Origin of the sequence: Bacillus sp. DHT2 (assembly GCF_026241455.1) — a bacterium.
Classification (GTDB): Bacteria; Bacillota; Bacilli; order Bacillales; family Bacillaceae_G; genus Bacillus_A; species Bacillus_A pseudomycoides.
On the sequence record NZ_JAPHWH010000001.1, the window covers coordinates 441,039 to 460,535 of the forward strand.

The following is a 19,497-nucleotide window of genomic DNA, read 5'->3' on the forward strand; positions in this document are numbered from 1 at the left end:
ATTAAAAGAGGTGGAGAGATGAAACAATTATTATTAAAGAGCAAACGTGTGTTAAGTAATCATTTTGGGTTCTTTATTTTTGCAGTTGTTTTATTCTGGTTAAAAACATATGCAGCATATGTTACAGAATTCGACTTAGGAATATCGAACACAATCCAAAAATTCTTGCTATTTTTTAACCCGCTAAGCTCAGCTGTCCTATTTTTAGGACTTGCATTATTTGCAAAAGGGAAACGATCTTATATTTGGTTAATTATTATTAATTTGTTACTGTCAATTATCTTATACTCAAACGTAGTATATTATCGCTTTTTCAGCGATTTTATTACGTTCCCGACATTAACACAAACGAATAACTTTGGAGATTTAGGTGGTAGTATTTTAGCGTTATTACATCTATATGATCCATTATATTTCTTAGACACAATTATCTTGCTTGTGTTGGTAATAACAAAATTCGCTAATCCAAAACCAATTCGTGTTGCAAAATATAAATTGTCACTTGTATTTATTATGGGGATTTTGATTTTTAGCATCAACTTAGGTTTAGCAGAATCTGATCGTCCTGAATTACTAACAAGAACGTTTGACCGCAACTACATTGTCAAATACTTAGGTGCGTACAACTATACAATTTATGATGGCATCCAAAGTATGAAAGCATCGACAGAACGTGCTTTAGCGGATGGAGATAGCATGACAGGTGTAAGAAACTATATTACATCGAACTATGCAAGCCCTAACCCAGAGTATTTTGGTAAGGGGAAAGGTATGAACGTTATCTATATTCATTTAGAGTCGTTCCAAAACTTTTTAATTAATTACAAGTTGAACGGACAAGAAGTTACACCATTCTTAAATTCATTTACACAAGATGCAAATACACTGTATTTTGATAACTTCTTCCATCAAACAGGACAAGGTAAAACATCTGATGCGGAGTTTATGTTAGAGAACTCACTATTCGGTTTACCACAAGGGTCTGTATTTACAAACAAAGCTCATAATACGTATCAAGCAGCACCAGCTATTTTAGGACAGCAGGGCTATACATCTGCGGTGTTCCATGGTAACTATAAAACATTCTGGAATCGCGATGATATTTATAAATCATTTGGATTTAATAAATTCTTTGATGCATCATATTATGATATGAATGAAAAAGATGTTGTAAACTATGGTCTGAAAGATAAACCATTCTTTAATGAGTCTATTCCAATGTTACAAACATTAAAACAACCGTTCTATGCGAAGTTTATTACGTTATCAAATCACTTCCCTTATCCAATTAATAAGGATGAAGCGACAATTGAACCAGCAAAAACTGGTGATTCATCTGTAGATACGTATTTCCAAACAGCACGTTATTTAGATGAATCTGTAAAAAGCTTTATGGATTACTTGAAGCAATCTGGTTTATATGACAATTCGATCATTGTGATGTATGGAGACCATTATGGTATTTCAGATAATCATAATGCAGCGATGTCACAAATCATGGGTAAAGAAATTAATTCATTTGAAAATGCACAATTACAACGTGTACCTTTAATCATTCATGTTCCAGGAATGAAGGGCGGAGTTCAACACCAATATGGCGGAGAAATCGATGTTCTTCCAACGCTGTTACATTTACTAGGTACCGATACAAAGAATTATATCCAATTTGGTACAGATTTATTATCACCAGAGCATCAACAAGTTGTTCCATTCCGTAATGGTAACTATGTAAGTCCGGCCGTTACTGCGCTTAATGGAAAGTATTATGACACAACCACTGGAAAACCAGTAGAAGCAACGGATGAAATCAAACAAAATGAAAAAATGGTTCAACAGAAACTTGAATTTTCTGATGAAGTTGTAAACGGAGATTTATTACGATTCTACACACCAGAAGGATTTACACCAGTAGATCGTTCGAAATATAACTATAATCATCGTGATAAAAATAAGACGAAAGTAAAAACTACGCAAGAAGGTTAAACGTAATAAAATAAATCAACGTTAGTCTCCTTATAAGGATAAATATCCTTGTGAGGAGGCTTTTCTATTTTGGAGACATTTGATAATTTCACATACCGTATTGATAGAGTATAATGAATGTATGAAAAGAGCACAATTATTGCACACTACAGAAACGATAATTTGGACTTAATTTAATGGGAGATACAAGATACTATATTAGTAGAAAGTGATTGAAACAATCTAATTTTGCAAAGTTAGTATCTATACTTGTAAAATTAATAACTTCTATTTTCTAAACAAATAAAAATAAAAAAAGACTTGATTTTCCTATAAAGAAAATCAAGTCTTTTTTTATTACATACGTTTATCATGCCAGAAGTTTAATGGGAAATGTTCATCTTCTTGATAACTTTCCAGTTCATAACCTTTTTCTTTTAGACCTTTAATGATCCCAGGCACAGCTTTTACTGATTGTGGGTGAATATCATGCATTAACACGACCTCGATTGGATTTGTAGCACCAGCAAGAACATTTTGTACAATTTGCGCCGAGGCAGCATCTACTGGCATTTTATTATATCTCCAGTCTAAAGAGTCAATTGTCCAATCCCAAACCTTAAAACCACCTTCAGCAACTTTATTGCGGAGCACTTCATTCAATCCTGGCATTGAGCCATATGGTGGACGTGTTAAGATAGGGGATTTTCCGATAATCCCAGCAATTAAACTTTGATCTTCTTTCATTTCATCCACATAATGTCCTTCAGTATATAGCTTTTTGTAGTTATGTGTCATACTGTGCATACCAACATAATGTCCTTCGGCTAATTCTTGTTTCACAAGATCTGGAAATGCTTTAACGTTTGCTCCAATTAGGAAAAATGTAGCTTTCGCATCTTCTTTTTTCAACATTTCTAATAGCTCAGCAGTGTACTTTCCAGGACCATCGTCAAATGTTAAGTAAGCAACTTTTCTAACTTGCCCGTTATATTGTTTTGGAGCTTCTTTCGGAGCTAGAGCAGTTTGAATTTCACTTACAAGTTGAACAGATTTTGTTTCATCTTCCGTACTTGCCCGAGCAATATGAGTTGGACCGTACATTGCTTCGTATAAAAATAATACCCCGACGCAAATTAACAATGCCCTTTTTACTAAGGTTGTCATTCGAATTCCATTGTGCATAGTTTTCCTTCTCTCTATAATAGTTCTACTCTACTATATTAGCAATTTTAGGTAGGTAAATGCAAAAAAAGATTTTTACAAGTACAAAAAAGTTTGTAAAAAAGTATGCAAGATTTTGTTGTTTTTACTGTGATAATTATTCTTGCTTAGCAGGTTTTTGAGAATGAAAAGAGAAATGGACAAAAAACAGAAATGCGTTGGTTAAAAAATCTAAATTCTATAATTGTACATATGCGTTTTTAAAATGAAAAAGGTGTGATAAAAGTGAAAAAAATAGCTTGTTTACATGCCCATCATTCAAATATTGAATATATAGAAAGAGCATTTGAAGTATTGGAGGTAGAATTAATTCATTTTGTGGATCCCATCTTGTCAAGGAGGATAGAAAATGATAAGGGGTTTGGAAGGGCTCAAGCTCAAAACAAGTTGAAAAATCAGCTGAAATGGATAGCAGAAAGTAATATAGATGCAGTTTTAAGAGAAGTGAATGTCAGTTCCATAGTTAATCAGTTTTAATTTTTTTGCTACTGCTTGTGAAGCGAAATTATCCCAAGAAGTGCTATAAAGAGGAATACGACCTTCATTTTGTACGGCTTTCGCCCAAGTTGCTACAACATTATAGCCATATCCTTTCCCTTGGAAGGACACTAATGTTTCTACACTTGCTTCAGCGGCTATAGTTGTACTTCTTGCACTACAGCATATAGAAACAATCATCTCGTTTTCAAGAATTGCAAAACAAGGTTGTCGCCATTTTAACTGATGTAATAAATTTGGAAAGCTGTATTGAAGAAGTTCTTTATTTGTCTCCGTAATCTTTATTGCTCGGATAGGATTATCTAGCTTATTTGGAAATACAAAAGCAGGCCCTATCCAGATTTTATGTATCGGCTGTTCTCCGCTTAGTATGTGCATAATTTTTGCTAAATCTATGTGATTAGGATGATTGGTAAATAATTCTTCAATCTCATTTGTTAGAACGTTGGGTAGATCAAAGCGATATCGTCTAATCGTACCATCTTTTGTATGACCAAGAAAAAAACGAGGTGCAACTGTGCTTTCAGGTTCGTTAATACTTGTTATTTTTCCAAATTGATTATGAGAAAATAAAACTTCAGTCTGAATAGACATTAATTCAAAATTCGAAAGCAATGTATCATTCACCCCTTATTCATTGCATATGTGTAATATTATATAACATAAAAATCAAAATTCCTTCTTTAGTTAGGTAAGATATTTCATTGCATCTTTTTTTAGGTTTATTTAATTTCACATACCGTATTTAAAAATAAAAACTAGGAAAATAATAAATAATGTCGAATATATCGTAAGTGCGTATTTAAGGCAAGGAGAAATAACATAAAAACGAGGTGCCCAAATGATATTAGAAGAAGTCATGCATCAGCTTGAGGAATGTGGAACAGAACAAAATCGTAAAACATATAAGAACCATGGGGCAAAAGAGCCACTATTCGGTGTTAGTTTTGCAAATTTAAAACAATTAAAGAAGAAAATCAAAAAAGATCATGAATTAGCCATGTCATTATGGGAAACAAAAAATATGGATGCAATGACATTAGCTACAATGATTGTTGATCCAAAAAAATTCACGTCAGAGCAGTTGGATGAATGGGTACAAGAGGTTGATTATTATTGTTTGATGGATGTACTCATGTCAGCTGTAAGTTCGTCTCCAATTGCAATAGAGAAATTGAAAAAGTGGACAGCATCTCAAGATGAATGGATTGGTAGAGCGGGTTGGTCTTTACTCGCTCATGTTGCTATAAAGGATAAATCGTTAGAAGATGAATTTTTTCTACCATTTTTAAAAGAAATTAAGGCTCATATACATACTGAAAAAAATCGAAAAAAAGAAGCAATGAATAGTGCACTTATTGCGATTGGAATTCGAAATGATGAGCTTGAGCAAAAAGCAATCACAATTGCACGTGAAATTGGAAAGGTTGATGTTGATCATGGTGCCACTTCATGTAAAACACCTGAAGCAGAGGCATATATTATAAAAGCACGGGATAGAGAAAGAAATAAAAAAAGAAAATGAAAGAAGGAGAACAGCATGAAAGCAATTGACGCTGCACAAAAAATTATTGAATCACAATTTCCACATTGCGACGTCGCTTTATTAGGAGGAAGTATTGCAAGGGGAGAAGCAACCAAAACATCTGATCTTGATATTATAATATTGGATGATAGTCTATCTCATTGTTATCGTGAATCTTTTTTTAGCAATGGTTGGCCAGTTGAAGTGTTTGTACATAATTTTAAAACATATAAAGAATATTTTAAAGGTGACTGCAAGCGTGGGAGACCTAGTTTACCACAATTAGTTTCGGAAGGGATTATTTTAAAAGGGGAGGAAGGAATTGTAACTAGCTTAAAACTGGAAGCACGGCAATTATTAGATAAAGGGCCTGAAAAATGGACAGAAGAACTTATCAGACAGAAGCGTTACTTTATTACGGATGCACTAGACGATTTTATTGGTGCGACAAAGAGGGAAGAAGAATTGTTTATTGCTAATCTTTTGGCTGATTTAGTTCATGAATTTGTACTTCGAGTAAATGGACAATGGGTTGGCAATTCTAAATGGTTTATTAGGGTGTTAAGGAAATATGATACATCATTTGCAGAAGAGTTTGTTGCAGTTTTTGATCAATTTTATAGAACTGGGGAGAAGAAGAAACTGATTGCCTTTGTCGAGAGCACTTTAGAAAACTATGGAGGCAGATTGTTTGAGGGATTTTCTGTAGGGAAATAAAAGGGAGATGGAGAAATGAATGTACCAGTTATTAAATTAAGAGAATTTACATTAGACGATGTAGAAGATCGATATCAATGGTCATTAGATAAAGAAGTAACAAAACATTTAGTTGTACCTGATCAATATCCACCGTTTACACGTGATGAGACAAAAAGATGGATTGAGATGTGTATGAATCGAGAAAATGGGTATGAACAACGAGCTATTGTTACTAGAGATGGTGTGCATATCGGCTGGGTCGATTTAAAAAACTTTGATACAACGAATAAAAATGCTGAATTAGGAATTGCAATTGGTAACAAAGAATATTGGGGGCGAAGATATGGTATTGCGGCGCTATACAGCATGTTACAAATTGGATTTTATGAATTTGGTCTAGAGAAAGTGTGGCTACGTGTTGATGCGGATAACATAAATGCGATAAAAAGTTATGAAAAGGCTGGGTTTGTTTGTGAAGGAATCATGAGAAATGATAGATTACGAGAAGGTGCATTTATTAATCGGTATCGTTTTAGTATGTTGAAAGAAGAATATGAAATTATTAATAAAAAAGTTTTGAACATATAATATTATTATGTAAACAAAAGTGGATTAAGTTTAGAAATTTAATGATGAGAGGATGCATACAAATGATTCGAGTTTTATCAGACTTAGATGCAGTACAATATTGGAACTTACGCTTACAAGCACTACAAATGAATCCAGAATCATTCGTGACAACTTATGAAGAAGCGATGCAAAAAGAAAATCCTGTTGAGGAAGTTGTTCGAAATTTAAATTCAAAAACTAGTTACACATTCGGTGCTTTTAATAAAGAGAATCAACTAATGGGTGTAGTAACGTTACTAACGGAACAAAAAGCAGCATATAAGCATAAGGGGCATCTTGTTGCCATGTATGTAGATCATCAAAGTAGGGGGAAAGGCTTAGCAAAATGCTTAATTCGAGCGTTAATTGAAAAGGCAAGAGAACTAAAAATAGAGCAAATTAGTTTAGGGGTTGTTTCAGATAATGAAGCAGCAAAAAAATTGTATCAATCAATGAGTTTTACAACGTATGGGATAGAAAAAAAGGCACTAAAAATGAATGGCATATACCGCGATGATGAACATATGGTTTTATTTCTCTAAGCGTATATGATGTTTAAAAGTAAGAAGCGTATTGCTTTGTTTATCGTGTCAATTGTTTTGGTTGCTAGTGCAATGTACCAAGTTATTTGTGTAAATAATTATACGGAAGTACCTGGTAAGATAATTGAAGTTAACAATCATGATATGCACATTTTTGCAACAGGAAAACGTGAGGATAAACCAGTGATAGTTATGACAGCAGGAAGTGGAACAACTACACCGTATGCAGATTTTTATCCACTGTATAATAAGTTAGAAAAAGAAAATAGAGTAGTTGTGTATGAGCGACCTGGCTACGGATACAGTGAAAAAACAGAGAGAAGTAGGGATATTGATACAGTTGTAAGCGAATTGCATGCATTATTAATAGAGTCTGATGAGAAACCTCCCTTTATATTAGTAGGACATTCAATGGGAGCATTAGAAAGTATTCGTTATGCACAATTATATCCAAATGAAATTGAGGGATTAGTTTTTATCGATGGAATTAGTCCGGAATACGCACAGAATTTTGAAATGGATATAGGTATGAAAGTTAGTTGGCACACAATGAATACAGCTAAAAATATCGGCATATTGCGTACGTTATCATTGTTTGGAATCATGGATAACGTATTTATAGATATCCCTAATTTACCAAAAGAATTACAAGAACTTAAAATTTCAATGGCTCTTAAAAATACAAATAATCGAAATATGAAAGAAGAATTAGAGTGGATGAGTAGAAATGGTAAAAAGGTAATAGAACAAGGGGATCTAGGAACTCTGCCAGTATTGCAATTTTTCGCAACAAATAATGGATATGAAAATTGGGAGAAAACGCAGAATGAACTGTTAAAAATATCTTCAAGAACGGAACAGATTATATTTCCAAATACAAAGCATTATATTCATCATGAAAAGGCACATGAGATCAATGAAAGGATTAAGAGTTGGATAGGAGAATTGCAGTGAAAGATTTATATGTAGAAAGGGATATGAACCCTTACGTTGCAGTGTTATATGCTACTGTAAGTGATACATTCAAAAGATTAAGAGAATTAGTAAAGGATGTAGGGAAAGAAGAACTACATTACAAAGGTTCTTCTAATGATGAAAATAACATTGGGCAGATTCTTCAACATCTAGCAGTTGTAGATTTACATTGGGTATATCGCTTGAAAGGTGCGCAAGTTCCATTATCATTACAAGAAAAATATGGTCCTATACTTGATGAAAAAGGAGAATTACCTAATACAACAAAAGGTTCTTTGCGAGAAATCATGCGAGATTATGAAGGTGTTCAAAATATGTTTTATGACGAATGTATGAAGCTAACAGAAGCAGACTTAACACGAGAAGTATATTATGGAGATGGTGAAACTGCTACGATTAGGTGGGGAATCTGGCATATAGCTGATCATAATCGGTATCATCAAGCTCATATAAGTCGATTGCGGAAATTGTACCGATATGATTCTAGATAAATGTACAAAGATATCACTTGTAGTATGAAATTTATTTTAAATTAATTGTGTTCTGTTATATAGTAGAAGAAAAAATGTATAAGGGGTTTTAGGATGAAAGCAATTGCAGCGGGGGTATTGGCATCGTTTTTCTTTGCCTTTACATTTATTTTAAACCGTGCGATGGATTTACAAGGCGGAAGCTGGATTTGGAGTGCATCGTTACGATATTACTTTATGGTTCCACTACTTTTAATTATTGTCATGTATAGAGGGAATTTAAAGCAACTCTTTCAATATATGAAAAGTAATCCGAAAGAGTGGTTGTTATGGAGTATTGTTGGCTTCGGTCTTTTTTACGCACCACTTAGTTTCGCAGGTGCATTTGGACCAGGATGGCTCGTTGCCTCAACATGGCAAATTACAATTATAGCAGGGATTTTATTAACACCATTATTTGCAACAAATTCGCTACATAAAAAAATTCCAATGAAAGAATTGATGATGTCTGCTGTCATATTATTAGGTGTGCTTCTTATGCAAGTGGAACATGCTTCTTCTTTAGGGATTCGTGAAACAGTTTTATGTGTGGTGCCCGTAATTGTAGCAGCATTTGCTTACCCGCTTGGAAATCGAAAAATGATGCAAGTATGTAAAGGAGAGTTAGATGTTTTTCAACGAGTTCTTGGAATGACACTCGCAAGTTTACCATTTTGGTTTTTGTTATCAGGCTATGAGGTTTCTACAAATGGATTACCATCAAGTGACCAAGTTTTTCAATGCTTCATCGTAGCAATTAGTTCTGGTTTAATTGCGACTGTATTATTTTTCTTTGCAACAGATCTTGTAAAGGATGATCCGCAGAAATTGGCAACAGTAGAAGCAACGCAGTCAGGTGAAGTTTTATTTGCATTACTCGGAGAATTAATCTGGCTATCTGCTCCATTTCCATCATCATTATCATGGATTGGAATGAGTTTAGTTGTTGTAGGAATGATTCTGCATAGTTATGTTGCAGTTGTTATGAAAAAGGAAGAAAAGATAACAGCATAAAAAATGAAAGATAGAAAAGGAATGGATTCGTAATTATAAGGGTCTGTTTTTTTTTGTTTCGTTTGAAAAATATGAATTGATGGAAACTAAAATTATATATTTTATCCACGTATGAAACTATTTTGATAAAATTATAATATAGTTGTTAGTAAAGGAAGTAGATTTTTAAGTTTTGGTCGATAAGAAGCAGTGACTTTACAAGCAATGGATTACTCTAAAGGGAGAGACATGAATGATGAATATGGAAAAAGATATGAACTTAACAAATAATAACAAGGATAATACCGTTACGTTATATATTACTAGACATGGAAAAACAATGTTAAACACTAGTGAACGTGTACAAGGCTGGGCAGATTCTCCATTAGTAGAGAAGGGCATTGAAATAGCGAAGGGTTTAGGAAATGGACTACAAGATATACCTTTTGTTGATGCGTATAGTAGTGATAGTGGCCGTGCAATTGAAACTGCTAACTTAGTACTAAAGTATAGTGGACAATCAAAGTTAAAATTTGAACAACGGAAAGATTTACGTGAATTGAATTTTGGGATTTTTGAAGGCGATAAGATTGAAAATATGTGGAAGGCTATGCAAGATACTGCTGGTGTTAAAGCAGTATCTGAATTAATGAAGTTCTCTATTAAAGAAATTACGAATTTCATTGCAGAAGCAGACACTACGAAACAAGCTGAAAATTGGGAAGTATTTTCAACTCGTATAAAAAAAGAAATCGATAAAATTAGTGAAGACACCGCTAAAGATGGAGGAGGTAACGTTTTAGTCGTATCTCATGGACTGATGATCACTACATTAGTAGAAATGCTTGATAGTAGTAAAACAAAAATGGGAGTAGAAAATGCAAGTGTCACTAAAATTCTCTATAAAGATGGGGCATATAAAGTCGAATCTGTTGGCGATATGAGTTATGCTGAAAAAGGAAGAGAAATTGTGGAATTATAAAAATGCGCGCATACAGTCTTGATAATGCTGTATGCGTGTTTTCATTATCTTTTGTATATACTAACTAAATGATAAAAATAATATGATATTTTAGTTTGTGTTACAAAGGAGCATATGAAAATGAATGAGAAGTATTATAAAGGTTTGATTATGAGACCTATTAAGGAAAGTGAAGTGGATCAGTTTTCAAACTTAATGAAATATGTGTTTCAAGTTTCTAAAAAGATGATTAATGATGAAGAAAAGATGGTACAAAAGAAAAGCCATCAATTAAAGCCAGGGACTGCATTAGGCTGGTTTGATCATGATAAATTAATTTCTCAAATTGTTGTTTTGCCATTCCAAATAAATATCCATGGTGTGATTTATGAAATGGGAGGAGTTACTGGAGTTGGTACATATCCAGAATATGCAGGGCATGGATTAATGAACTCATTAATGAAAGAAAGCTTAAAAACGATGAGAGAAAATGGACAATATATTTCTTATTTGTTCCCTTACTCGATTCCTTATTATCGCAAAAAAGGCTGGGAAATTATTTCTGATATCATCGAATACCAAATTAAAGATACACAGCTTCCTAAGTATCGTGGAAACATTAGTGGCCGAGTAAGGCGAGTTGAATTGAAAAGTAAAGAAAAAGAAAAAGTTTATGATGAGTTTGCTAGAAAAACAAATGGAGCGATGGTTCGAAATACACTTGCATGGGAAGAACGATTTCGTGAGGAAACAATTGATTTGCAATTAGCAATTTATTATACAGATGAAGATATTCCACATGGCTATTTATTTTATCGTGTCCTTGAAGAGAAGTTTTATATAGAAGAAATGATTTACTTAAATGAAGAGGCGAGAAGAGGGTTATGGAATTTCATTAGTGCACACTTTTCAATGGTGTATTATGTTAAAGGAAAGACATGCGTTCATGAACCGGTTGCTTTCTTACTTGAAGATAGTGAAATAAAACAGACAATCGCCCCTTACTATATGGGAAGAATTGTCGATGTAGTTGGTTTTCTGAAACAATATCCATTTAAACATGTAAAAAATGAAAAGCTAATTTTACATATAGATGATCCAATGTTGGAGTGGAATAAAGGGACTTTTTCTTTAAAGTGGGATTATGACAAACAATTACATATAACATATGAGAAAGAACCAAATAATATGGAGGGAATGTCCTTAACGATTCAAACATTAACAACTATGTTATTAAGTTATAAAAGCCCTGCATTTTTGTATGATATCGGAAGAATAAAAGGAAGTCATGAAATGATAGAGGTGCTTGAGAATTTAATTCCGGATTCACCGCCATGCTTTTTTGATTATTTTTAAACGATTGAAAGCCTTCTTCTAAAGTGAATACAAAAGGGGGCTTTTATCATATGTAGGTAATTCATACATGTTCAATTATTGCACCTTTAATGGGGCAAGAAAAATGTTACATGTTTACAGCAGTCGTTTCATCATTCCCTAGCTTTTTACGATACCACAGTTCACAAGGATACAATAATAGGTGGAAAAGCATATGAACAATGATAGCGGCAATTAAACCATTCGACCAGAATTGCCAGCCACAAAAAATACCTACCCACAAATTTCCTAATACAGCATAAGAATATAGCCATCTTGATTTTTTCATTCCTTTTACACCTAGAAAGTGTGTGACTGCAAATAGAATACTAGATAGGATAATTCCAAGAACTACAATAATCTGAGTGACAGCATGAAAAAAACTCATCAACGTGATGAAAAGTGACATAAGACCCCACCGGAAGATGATTTCTTCAACAACTCCGCCATATAGGACTCTGGCTCCTAATCCTACACTATGGCGCTGATGTTCAATTTGTAGAAACGTTTCTTTATCAATAACTTTTCTAAAGAATCCATAATATATAATAACGTGTCCGAAGGAGCAAATTACTCCAATTAGAACTGCTTCACCAATGTTGCTCGGTAAAATAATATTTCCATCTTGGATCTTTGATAAGAAAAATGCACCCATTCCGGAAAAAAGTAAAACGAGTAGAGTATGGATAAAAAGACTTAGGTAGATAGAGGGTGTTTCTGGAGTGTTTTCTAACTTTTTGTTTATTTTTTGTTCCGCTAAGCTCATTGTAACAATTCCTGGTATAGCAATGCTGAATACAAAGATCCAGTTGAACATATGGTTTCATCTCCCTTGAAAATAGACTAAGAAAGACCTTTTATGTATGTTGACGCTATGCAAAGTTGTGATAGTCTTTCATAATTCTTCTTTTTATAGACCGACCAGTCGGTTTTATTGTATAATATTTACCATAATAATACAAGTGTATATGGAGTAGTGCTATGGTTCAGTTGTCTAGGATACATAAGTCAGTATGAACAGAATTTTTTAGGAGGTCTCTTTGGCGTTTGGATTAAAAATTAAGAAAAATATGATAATATATTGATGAGATTTAAAATTCAATTTGATAGTTTATAAGCGTAGAGAGAACCTTATGGGGGAGTAATCATGAAAATAAACGACATTGTGGCAGAAACGCAATTACCAAATACAATTGAAACTGTATCGAATGATTTACAGGCATTAGGACTTAAAACAGGAATGACAGTGATCGTCCATTCTTCTTTGAGCTCAATTGGCTGGGTATCTGGTGGGGCCGTCGCCGTAGTTGAAGCTTTAATGAATGTAATTACTGAAGAAGGTACGATTATCATGCCAACTCAAACGTCGGATTTGTCTGATCCGAAAAACTGGCTAAGGCCACCCGTTCCAGAAAACTGGTGGCAAATTATTCGAGACAATGTTCCAGCGTTTCATCCGGATATAACTCCAACACGCGCGATGGGGAAAGTTGTAGAATGTTTTCGTACATATCCAAATGTAAAACGTAGTAAGCATCCGTTAAATAGTTTTGCTGCATGGGGGAAACATGCGGAGGCTATTATAGCGGAGCATTCACTTTCAATTAGTTTTGGAGAGTACTCACCACTAAAGAAAATATATGATTTAGATGGATATGTATTGTTGATAGGTGTAGGCTACGATTCTAATACATCGATTCACTTATCTGAAATACGTACAGGTGCACGTGAATTGGTGAAAGTGGGGGCGCCTATTATAGAAAACGGTGTCAGAGTATGGAAAGAGTTCGATGAAATGGACTATGATTCTGACTTGTTTGTTGAGATTGGAAAAGAGTTTGAACATATAAACGCTGTAACAATTGGTAAAGTGGGAAATGCAACGTGTAGATTAATGAAACAACGAGAAATTGTTGACTTTGGTGTACAATGGTTTCGTTCGAAAAATAAGTAAGGGATGGTTATGATGAAGGGGAAAAAGATTTTAATTACGAGTGGTGGCTGTTTAGAAAAATGGGATCAAGTACGTGGTCATACGAATTTAGCAAAAGGTACAATCGGAAAAATTCTTGCTGAAGAAGCGATGTCAAAAGGAGCACATGTCATATACTTACATGGTTATTTTGCTGAAAAACCGAATGCTACAAATAGCGAATTAGAATTACATCCATTTGAAGGTATTATTGATTTACAAGATAAAATGAAAAGTATCATTACACATGAGAAAATCGATGCTGTGATTATGGCGGCAGCTGGATCGGATTGGATTGTTGATAAAATTTGTGATCAAGAAGGAAATGAACTTGATAAGAATGGGAAGATTTCGAGTGATATAGCACCAATCGTTTATTTTCAAAAGGCACCTAAAATATTAAAACAAATTAAACAATGGGATCCGGAAACGATTTTAGTTGGATTTAAACTTGAAAGCGATGTCACAGAAGCTGGATTAATCCAACGAGCAAGTGAAAGAATGGAACAGGCAAAAGCAAATCTGATGATAGCAAATTCTCCGCATTCACTGTATTCACATGCAGCCATTCATCATGTGATTGGAGAAGATGGCAATGTTTGGGTTTGTGAAGGGAAAGATGAAACAGCGAAAGAGATTGTAAACAGGTTAGAAGATTTGTGTAATCGTGTAAACGAAATAAGTATTGGTCATATGTAAATAGAAGGAGGAGCTTATGCTTTTTAAAAATATAAAAGTTATTGTATTAGATTTAGATGGCACATTATTAAATAACGAAAAGAAGGTATCAGAGAGAAATATAAAAGCGGTTATGGATTGCCATAGAAAAGGTATACATATCATTTTTGCGACAGCAAGAGCTCCTCGTTCTGTAAAGCAGTTTCTTCCCAAGGAATTACAGAATATTGGCATGATGGTGTATTACAATGGCGCTCTATTACGGGATCAAATAACAAAAATGAATTACCATTACCCAATTGATGCTATGTATACCGCAGAAATTATCAATTTTGTTACGCAGAAGGAACCTGATTCTTTCATCGCTATTGAGGTGGAAGATACATGTTACATTAATCAAAATATAAAAACAAATTTTATAACAGCAACAAAGCCTATTGTGATTACAAATGAAGAAATGAAGCAACGCTCTGTATCTAAAATACTGTTACACTCGTTTTCTCATCATGAGAAATTAGAAGAACAATTTCGACATAAAGTAAATGTAATTTGTACAGATCAAAATCAGCTTGTCCAAATTATGGGGCATAATGTTTCGAAAGAGAATGCTGTGTTAAATTGGTGCCAAAGGCAAGAGATAAGTGCAGAGCAAGTCATGGTATTTGGTGATGATTGGAATGATATCGGTTTGTTCCAAGAATGTGGTTATCCAATTGCAATGGAAAATGCAATTTCAGAGTTAAAAGAATTAGCATATTATATTACGGATAGTAATGAAGAGCATGGTGTAGCATCTATTCTGGATCAAATAAGGAGCGATGCAGGTGAAACAGTTATTTGAGCAAGCGATTCAATTTCGGAATGAAAAAAAATATGCACAAGCAAGGGACATACTCATTGGGTTAACTAACTTTACTCAAAATCCAGAAGTCCTCTATGAATGCGCTTGTATACATGATGTAATGGGACTTGAAACAGAAGCTGTTCCATTTTACGAAAAAGCAATTGTAAATGGACTTAAAGGAGAATCATTATGTGGGGCATATATTGGACTCGGTAGCACATATCGCTGTATTGGTCAATATAATAAAGCGATTGTTACGTTAGAAGCTGGAATCAAACAGTTTCCAGACAATGATACCATGAAAGTATTTCTTTCCATTGCCAAATATAACATTAAAGAATATGAAGAAGCAATGAAATTATTGCTTGAAACTGTTGTAAAACTAGAAGGTGTAAAAGAATATGAACGAGCTATTTTGTTCTATAAAGATCATCTTAATGAGATTTTTAAATAAAAAGGTGGGATTATATGAGTAAATCCATTTCACGTAAAAGAAGAAATATTTCGATTGGTTTTATAGCTTTAATTGTAATATCAAATTATCTAGCATATACACTTCCTATTGTACCCGCTGTACCGAAGGAAATGGTGTTAGGGTCCTTGTTAGATTTTCTTATTGTCATTCCAGTCATTACGTATTTCTTTATTATACGTAAACGCTATTCGTTAACTTATATATTTCCAGTTGTAATAGCAGGCTATATTGCCGCAAGATTTGTTATTCCAAGCGATTATTTACAGTCGTTTTCGTTTGTTTCTTATATTTTAGTGGCAGGAGAAATTGCGTTTATAGGTTTAGAGTTATTTATGCTGTATAAGATTGCTAGAGCTTTGCCTACGGTTATACGATGTTATAAACAATATAAGAACGAATATCCATCATTCTCCTTTGCAATTGATAAAGCCTTTGATACTGTGTTGAAAAGAAATACTGTAGTAGATGTTATTGTTTCGGAATGTAAATTATTTTACTACGCTTTATTTTCGTGGCGTACAAAGATGCCGGAAAGTCAGCATGTTTTTTCATATCATAAAAAGAGCGGAGCAATCCCGTTTTATATTATGCTGATTCACGCAACATTAATTGAATCAATTGGATTTCATTATTTACTTCATCAGTGGAATGAGGTAGTTGCTTGGGGCTTACTTATTGTAAATATATATGGAATTCTTTATTTTTTAGCTGAGATACAAGCAATTCGTACGAATCCATATATGATGACGGAAATGGAAGTAATTATCCAAGTTGGATTTGGGAAGAAAATCATAATCCCATTTACTCAAATAAAGGAGATTACATTTTATAAAGGCGAGGTATTAACGAAGGAAGAAGGAAAAGAAGTATTCGAAGCAACGGTAATGGAATTTATAAAGGAACCGGCTACTTTTGAAATAAAATTAAAAGAGCCGTTAACAGCGCAGTTATTATATGGGTTTACCAAAAAGGTGAATCGTGTACATGTAAATGTGGATGATGAGCGTGAATTTTATGAAGCGATTGTTGGAAAACTAGTGCAAGATGGAGAATAAAAGAATAGGAATCAGTAAAACCGGCAAGCGAGAGACTTGCCGGTTTTCATCGTAAAAGATTAGAAAATATGATAAAATTAAGAGGTAACTTATGGTATGGTTGGTTGTTCAATTATCACTTCTCCGGATAGAAGGGAGGTGATAATAAATGAGTGAAATTGCGTTGTTACTGCAAGGTGGATTATTTCTCGTTGCATTGTTAACGTTTGTTGTCGTATTAATTGACAAGCTCAAAAAATAACAACCCACCTATGCCAATAGAATGTGGGTTGTCTCGTTTGTAAGAAACAAATAGGATAAATGAACAATCCAATCTGCTAAGTTACATAGACTGGTGTGTAGCCGCACACTAGTCTTTTTTATTTATATACAATTTATAATTGTTTTATGTGATTGTATTGTTCTTTTCATACTCATTATAGCATAGTGTCTTTTCATCAAGAAAGGAGACCGTATGTTCTGGTTTGTAATTAGATATGAGTTTTTGGGCTTTTTTGTTTAAATAACTTATCCATGTATTGTTTTAAATTCTCAATATAGAATTCTTGTTTTTCTATATCATTCACTCCAACAATTGGAGATGGAAGTTGATATTTTTTTCTAGAAAGATGGACAACAACATCAAAAATATCAAATAGACGAATGAAGCAGAATAGACCATCTTTGTCACTTAATAAAATAAAGTAGTGATTATCGCTAGTTGTATTGAGGGTATTCCACAATGAACTTTTACTTAGATCACGAACAATGCTTCGTTCTTTTAATTCGATAAAGTCAACATTCGATATAATAGTAGAAATATCAATCGCATCTGGATCATTAAAATAACCGTCAATTGTATGTACTGCGAATGTATAAGCCATTTTTAAGATACTCATTTTATATTTACGGTTATCTAAAAGTAATTCACGTTGAATTGAGCTTGCTACTTTTGTTACGCGCTCTTCTTTCCAAATTTCATTGTGTAATGAAATATCATGTTTTTTACATAGTTTCATAATTAATTCATTAGAGTAGTATATTTCATCGTTTGTTTCAACTTCTTCAGTTTCTGCCGCAGCTAATTCTTGACCATATTCATTCGTATAAAGAGGAGAATCAATTTGTTGCTTCATTTGTTCGATTTTATATTGAATCAGTTTATGCCGAATTAATGGTCGATCCACGTTTGTTATGAGATGTTCATAACAAGTATCACAAATTGAATTTGTAAAATAATGTCCACATAAAATCTCTGGGATAACATGTTGTTCACTAAGTTCTTTCGTTTCTTTTCTGCAAATAATACATTGCGTCATATTTATCACCTTTTACCCTGCAAATTTGTATGTAATCTCATTGTAGTGTATTTATTCGCATTTTGGAACATTGAAGGTGAAAATAGCATGTAAAATTCATGGATGTTTTGATACAATATAGGGAAGTGCTAGTTTAAAGGAGGACGTTTTTTTGAAATCGAAAGTGCACTTTTGGACATTAGAAGTGCTAATGGTTGTAGGAATTATATTTATTTGCACAAAAATATCATTTTTATTTCAACCGATTGGCATATTCATTTCCACTTTATTTTTCCCGATTTTAATCGCTATGTTTTTATATTTCATCTTTAATCCAGTGTTAGTGTTTTTAGAGGCGAAAAAAGTTCCTAGAAGTTTAGCGATATTGTTGTTATATGTTTTTATCATTACACTGGCAGCAGTTGCAATTGGTGTAGTCGTTCCAACGATTTCACAGCAGCTAATGGACCTAGTGAAAAACATGCCAACATATATTAAAGAGGGGAAAGTATACATACAAGAATTATCTCATCATAGGCTATTTGAATGGCTGGCTACACAAGATTATGTATCAATTGAAACGATTGAAAAAAACGCAATTGAGTATTTAAAAGAGATACCCAATACAATAACGTCGAGTGCAACGGCTTTATTCGGTATTATTACAAACGTTGCATTAGTCGTATTTACAGTACCATTTATCTTGTTTTACATGTTTAAAGATGGTCATGCATTTCCAGGAAAAGCTGTTAGTTTTTTACCAGAGTCGTATCGTGAAGAAGGACTTCGTATTATAAAAGAAACAGGTGAAACGTTGTCTGCCTATATTCAGGGGCAAGCGCTCGTTTGTTTATTCGTCGGTGCATTTACATTTATCGGATATGTCATCATTGATTTGCCATATGCTTTTGTTTTAGGTATTATAGCGGCATTTACAAATATTATCCCGAATTTAGGACCTTTTATTGGGGCAGCACCAGCTGTAATTGTTGGATTATTTGTATCTCCAATGCAAGCATTCTGGGTAATTGTTATCGTAACAATTGTACAACAATTTGAGAGTAACATCATTTCACCGCGTATTATGAGTTCGAAATTAAATATCCATCCTTTAACAATTATTGTGTTAATTCTTGGTGTAGGTAATTTCGCGGGTATTGTTGGGATGATTTTAGCAGTACCAGCTTACGCTGTGACAAAAACAGTTGTTTCAAACTTGGTGAGATTATTTAAGATGAAAAGAAATAATCGGAAATAAAAAGAATTCATATGAATCAAGAAGGATACATTGCTTGTTAAGCGATGTATCTTTTTTGATTTTATAG

Annotated in this window: 22 protein-coding genes; 18 read left to right on the forward strand and 4 right to left on the reverse strand. The window is 33.5% G+C overall.

Annotation, left to right across the window (positions count from 1 at the left end; translation table 11 throughout):
- Positions 1-18 precede the first annotated feature (18 nt).
- A complete protein-coding gene (ltaS, locus tag ORL93_RS02440; RefSeq protein WP_265958567.1) occupies positions 19-1,983 on the forward strand; it encodes a lipoteichoic acid synthase in 1,965 nt (654 codons plus the stop codon).
- A gap of 336 nt (positions 1,984-2,319) precedes the next feature.
- On the opposite strand, the gene ORL93_RS02445 is transcribed toward ltaS, so the two are convergent.
- A complete protein-coding gene (locus ORL93_RS02445) occupies positions 2,320-3,147 on the reverse strand; it encodes a peptidoglycan-N-acetylglucosamine deacetylase (RefSeq protein WP_098160227.1) in 828 nt (275 codons plus the stop codon).
- Positions 3,148-3,411: 264 nt separating this feature from the next.
- Here ORL93_RS02445 and ORL93_RS02450 point away from each other — a divergent pair, with 264 nt between their 5' ends.
- On the forward strand, positions 3,412-3,663 hold the full coding sequence (locus ORL93_RS02450; RefSeq protein WP_033796209.1) for a hypothetical protein: 252 nt from the start codon (positions 3,412-3,414) through the stop codon (positions 3,661-3,663).
- Here ORL93_RS02450 and ORL93_RS02455 read toward each other — a convergent pair.
- On the reverse strand, positions 3,622-4,278 hold the full coding sequence (locus ORL93_RS02455; protein WP_098160312.1) for a GNAT family N-acetyltransferase: 657 nt from the start codon (positions 4,276-4,278) through the stop codon (positions 3,622-3,624). The genes ORL93_RS02450 and ORL93_RS02455 overlap by 42 nt on opposite strands.
- 247 nt (positions 4,279-4,525) lie before the next feature.
- On the opposite strand from ORL93_RS02455, the gene ORL93_RS02460 reads away from it, so the two are divergent.
- The 9 genes from ORL93_RS02460 to ORL93_RS02500 all read left to right on the forward strand — a co-directional run bounded on the left by ORL93_RS02460 (position 4,526) and on the right by ORL93_RS02500 (position 11,853).
- Positions 4,526-5,209 carry a DNA alkylation repair protein gene (locus ORL93_RS02460; RefSeq protein ID WP_098160228.1) on the forward strand — a complete coding sequence of 228 codons (684 nt, stop codon included), beginning with the start codon at positions 4,526-4,528 and terminating at the stop codon, positions 5,207-5,209.
- Positions 5,210-5,224: 15 nt separating this feature from the next.
- Complete coding sequence (locus ORL93_RS02465; protein ID WP_098160229.1) at positions 5,225-5,926, forward strand: nucleotidyltransferase domain-containing protein; 702 nt, start codon at positions 5,225-5,227, stop codon at positions 5,924-5,926.
- A gap of 15 nt (positions 5,927-5,941) precedes the next feature.
- Positions 5,942-6,496 (forward strand): GNAT family N-acetyltransferase, encoded by a 555-nt coding sequence (locus ORL93_RS02470; RefSeq protein ID WP_098160230.1) that lies wholly within the window; start codon positions 5,942-5,944, stop codon positions 6,494-6,496.
- A gap of 62 nt (positions 6,497-6,558) precedes the next feature.
- Complete coding sequence (locus tag ORL93_RS02475) at positions 6,559-7,059, forward strand: GNAT family N-acetyltransferase (RefSeq protein ID WP_018765729.1); 501 nt, start codon at positions 6,559-6,561, stop codon at positions 7,057-7,059.
- A 6-nt stretch (positions 7,060-7,065) separates the two neighbouring features.
- Entirely contained in the window at positions 7,066-8,013 is a 948-nt protein-coding gene (locus tag ORL93_RS02480; RefSeq protein WP_265958571.1) for an alpha/beta hydrolase, read from the forward strand.
- Entirely contained in the window at positions 8,010-8,525 is a 516-nt protein-coding gene (locus tag ORL93_RS02485) for a DinB family protein (RefSeq protein ID WP_098160232.1), read from the forward strand. The genes ORL93_RS02480 and ORL93_RS02485 overlap by 4 nt, the downstream gene beginning before the upstream one ends.
- A gap of 93 nt (positions 8,526-8,618) precedes the next feature.
- A complete protein-coding gene (locus ORL93_RS02490) occupies positions 8,619-9,557 on the forward strand; it encodes a DMT family transporter (RefSeq protein ID WP_006095128.1) in 939 nt (312 codons plus the stop codon).
- Positions 9,558-9,789: 232 nt separating this feature from the next.
- Entirely contained in the window at positions 9,790-10,518 is a 729-nt protein-coding gene (locus tag ORL93_RS02495; protein WP_018780691.1) for a histidine phosphatase family protein, read from the forward strand.
- A gap of 120 nt (positions 10,519-10,638) precedes the next feature.
- Positions 10,639-11,853, forward strand: coding sequence for a GNAT family N-acetyltransferase (locus ORL93_RS02500; protein ID WP_018780690.1), 1,215 nt, complete (start codon positions 10,639-10,641; stop codon positions 11,851-11,853).
- A 106-nt stretch (positions 11,854-11,959) separates the two neighbouring features.
- Here ORL93_RS02500 and ORL93_RS02505 read toward each other — a convergent pair whose 3' ends face one another.
- Complete coding sequence (locus ORL93_RS02505; RefSeq protein WP_097794932.1) at positions 11,960-12,688, reverse strand: CPBP family intramembrane glutamic endopeptidase; 729 nt, start codon at positions 12,686-12,688, stop codon at positions 11,960-11,962.
- A 330-nt stretch (positions 12,689-13,018) separates the two neighbouring features.
- Here ORL93_RS02505 and ORL93_RS02510 point away from each other — a divergent pair, with 330 nt between their 5' ends.
- From ORL93_RS02510 to ORL93_RS02535, 6 genes are all read left to right on the forward strand, one after another.
- Positions 13,019-13,825 (forward strand): AAC(3) family N-acetyltransferase, encoded by an 807-nt coding sequence (locus ORL93_RS02510; RefSeq protein ID WP_018780688.1) that lies wholly within the window; start codon positions 13,019-13,021, stop codon positions 13,823-13,825.
- A gap of 3 nt (positions 13,826-13,828) precedes the next feature.
- Entirely contained in the window at positions 13,829-14,542 is a 714-nt protein-coding gene (locus tag ORL93_RS02515) for a phosphopantothenoylcysteine decarboxylase domain-containing protein (protein ID WP_097794931.1), read from the forward strand.
- Between the two features lie 16 nt (positions 14,543-14,558).
- Entirely contained in the window at positions 14,559-15,362 is an 804-nt protein-coding gene (locus ORL93_RS02520) for a Cof-type HAD-IIB family hydrolase (RefSeq protein WP_018780686.1), read from the forward strand.
- Positions 15,340-15,819: a tetratricopeptide repeat protein gene (locus ORL93_RS02525; RefSeq protein ID WP_224796282.1), complete on the forward strand. Its 480-nt coding sequence runs from the start codon at positions 15,340-15,342 to the stop codon at positions 15,817-15,819. The genes ORL93_RS02520 and ORL93_RS02525 overlap by 23 nt, the downstream gene beginning before the upstream one ends.
- Before the next feature lie 14 nt (positions 15,820-15,833).
- Positions 15,834-16,895, forward strand: coding sequence for a hypothetical protein (locus tag ORL93_RS02530; RefSeq protein ID WP_265958573.1), 1,062 nt, complete (start codon positions 15,834-15,836; stop codon positions 16,893-16,895).
- 148 nt (positions 16,896-17,043) lie between these two features.
- Positions 17,044-17,136, forward strand: coding sequence for a putative holin-like toxin (locus ORL93_RS02535; RefSeq protein ID WP_001289320.1), 93 nt, complete (start codon positions 17,044-17,046; stop codon positions 17,134-17,136).
- A 229-nt stretch (positions 17,137-17,365) separates the two neighbouring features.
- Here the strand turns inward: ORL93_RS02535 and ORL93_RS02540 are convergent, their stop codons facing one another.
- A complete protein-coding gene (locus ORL93_RS02540; protein ID WP_003207379.1) occupies positions 17,366-18,193 on the reverse strand; it encodes an HNH endonuclease in 828 nt (275 codons plus the stop codon).
- A gap of 151 nt (positions 18,194-18,344) precedes the next feature.
- Here ORL93_RS02540 and ORL93_RS02545 point away from each other — a divergent pair, with 151 nt between their 5' ends.
- Positions 18,345-19,430, forward strand: a complete 1,086-nt coding sequence (locus tag ORL93_RS02545) for an AI-2E family transporter (protein ID WP_018765716.1) — start codon at positions 18,345-18,347, stop codon at positions 19,428-19,430.
- Positions 19,431-19,497 lie beyond the last annotated feature (67 nt).

What these genes read in the sequence shown, in the direction of transcription:
- ltaS (WP_265958567.1), top strand. Translation starts at nt 19, where the DNA reads ATGAAACAATTATTATTAAAGAGCAAACGTGTGTTAAGTAATCATTTT.
- ORL93_RS02445 (WP_098160227.1), bottom strand. Translation starts at nt 3,147, where the DNA reads ATGCACAATGGAATTCGAATGACAACCTTAGTAAAAAGGGCATTGTTA.
- ORL93_RS02455 (WP_098160312.1), bottom strand. Translation starts at nt 4,278, where the DNA reads ATGTCTATTCAGACTGAAGTTTTATTTTCTCATAATCAATTTGGAAAA.
- ORL93_RS02460 (WP_098160228.1), top strand. Translation starts at nt 4,526, where the DNA reads ATGATATTAGAAGAAGTCATGCATCAGCTTGAGGAATGTGGAACAGAA.
- ORL93_RS02465 (WP_098160229.1), top strand. Translation starts at nt 5,225, where the DNA reads ATGAAAGCAATTGACGCTGCACAAAAAATTATTGAATCACAATTTCCA.
- ORL93_RS02470 (WP_098160230.1), top strand. Translation starts at nt 5,942, where the DNA reads ATGAATGTACCAGTTATTAAATTAAGAGAATTTACATTAGACGATGTA.
- ORL93_RS02475 (WP_018765729.1), top strand. Translation starts at nt 6,559, where the DNA reads ATGATTCGAGTTTTATCAGACTTAGATGCAGTACAATATTGGAACTTA.
- ORL93_RS02480 (WP_265958571.1), top strand. Translation starts at nt 7,066, where the DNA reads ATGATGTTTAAAAGTAAGAAGCGTATTGCTTTGTTTATCGTGTCAATT.
- ORL93_RS02490 (WP_006095128.1), top strand. Translation starts at nt 8,619, where the DNA reads ATGAAAGCAATTGCAGCGGGGGTATTGGCATCGTTTTTCTTTGCCTTT.
- ORL93_RS02495 (WP_018780691.1), top strand. Translation starts at nt 9,790, where the DNA reads ATGATGAATATGGAAAAAGATATGAACTTAACAAATAATAACAAGGAT.
- ORL93_RS02500 (WP_018780690.1), top strand. Translation starts at nt 10,639, where the DNA reads ATGAATGAGAAGTATTATAAAGGTTTGATTATGAGACCTATTAAGGAA.
- ORL93_RS02505 (WP_097794932.1), bottom strand. Translation starts at nt 12,688, where the DNA reads ATGTTCAACTGGATCTTTGTATTCAGCATTGCTATACCAGGAATTGTT.
- ORL93_RS02510 (WP_018780688.1), top strand. Translation starts at nt 13,019, where the DNA reads ATGAAAATAAACGACATTGTGGCAGAAACGCAATTACCAAATACAATT.
- ORL93_RS02515 (WP_097794931.1), top strand. Translation starts at nt 13,829, where the DNA reads ATGGTTATGATGAAGGGGAAAAAGATTTTAATTACGAGTGGTGGCTGT.
- ORL93_RS02520 (WP_018780686.1), top strand. Translation starts at nt 14,559, where the DNA reads ATGCTTTTTAAAAATATAAAAGTTATTGTATTAGATTTAGATGGCACA.
- ORL93_RS02525 (WP_224796282.1), top strand. Translation starts at nt 15,340, where the DNA reads ATGCAGGTGAAACAGTTATTTGAGCAAGCGATTCAATTTCGGAATGAA.
- ORL93_RS02530 (WP_265958573.1), top strand. Translation starts at nt 15,834, where the DNA reads ATGAGTAAATCCATTTCACGTAAAAGAAGAAATATTTCGATTGGTTTT.
- ORL93_RS02535 (WP_001289320.1), top strand. Translation starts at nt 17,044, where the DNA reads ATGAGTGAAATTGCGTTGTTACTGCAAGGTGGATTATTTCTCGTTGCA.
- ORL93_RS02540 (WP_003207379.1), bottom strand. Translation starts at nt 18,193, where the DNA reads ATGACGCAATGTATTATTTGCAGAAAAGAAACGAAAGAACTTAGTGAA.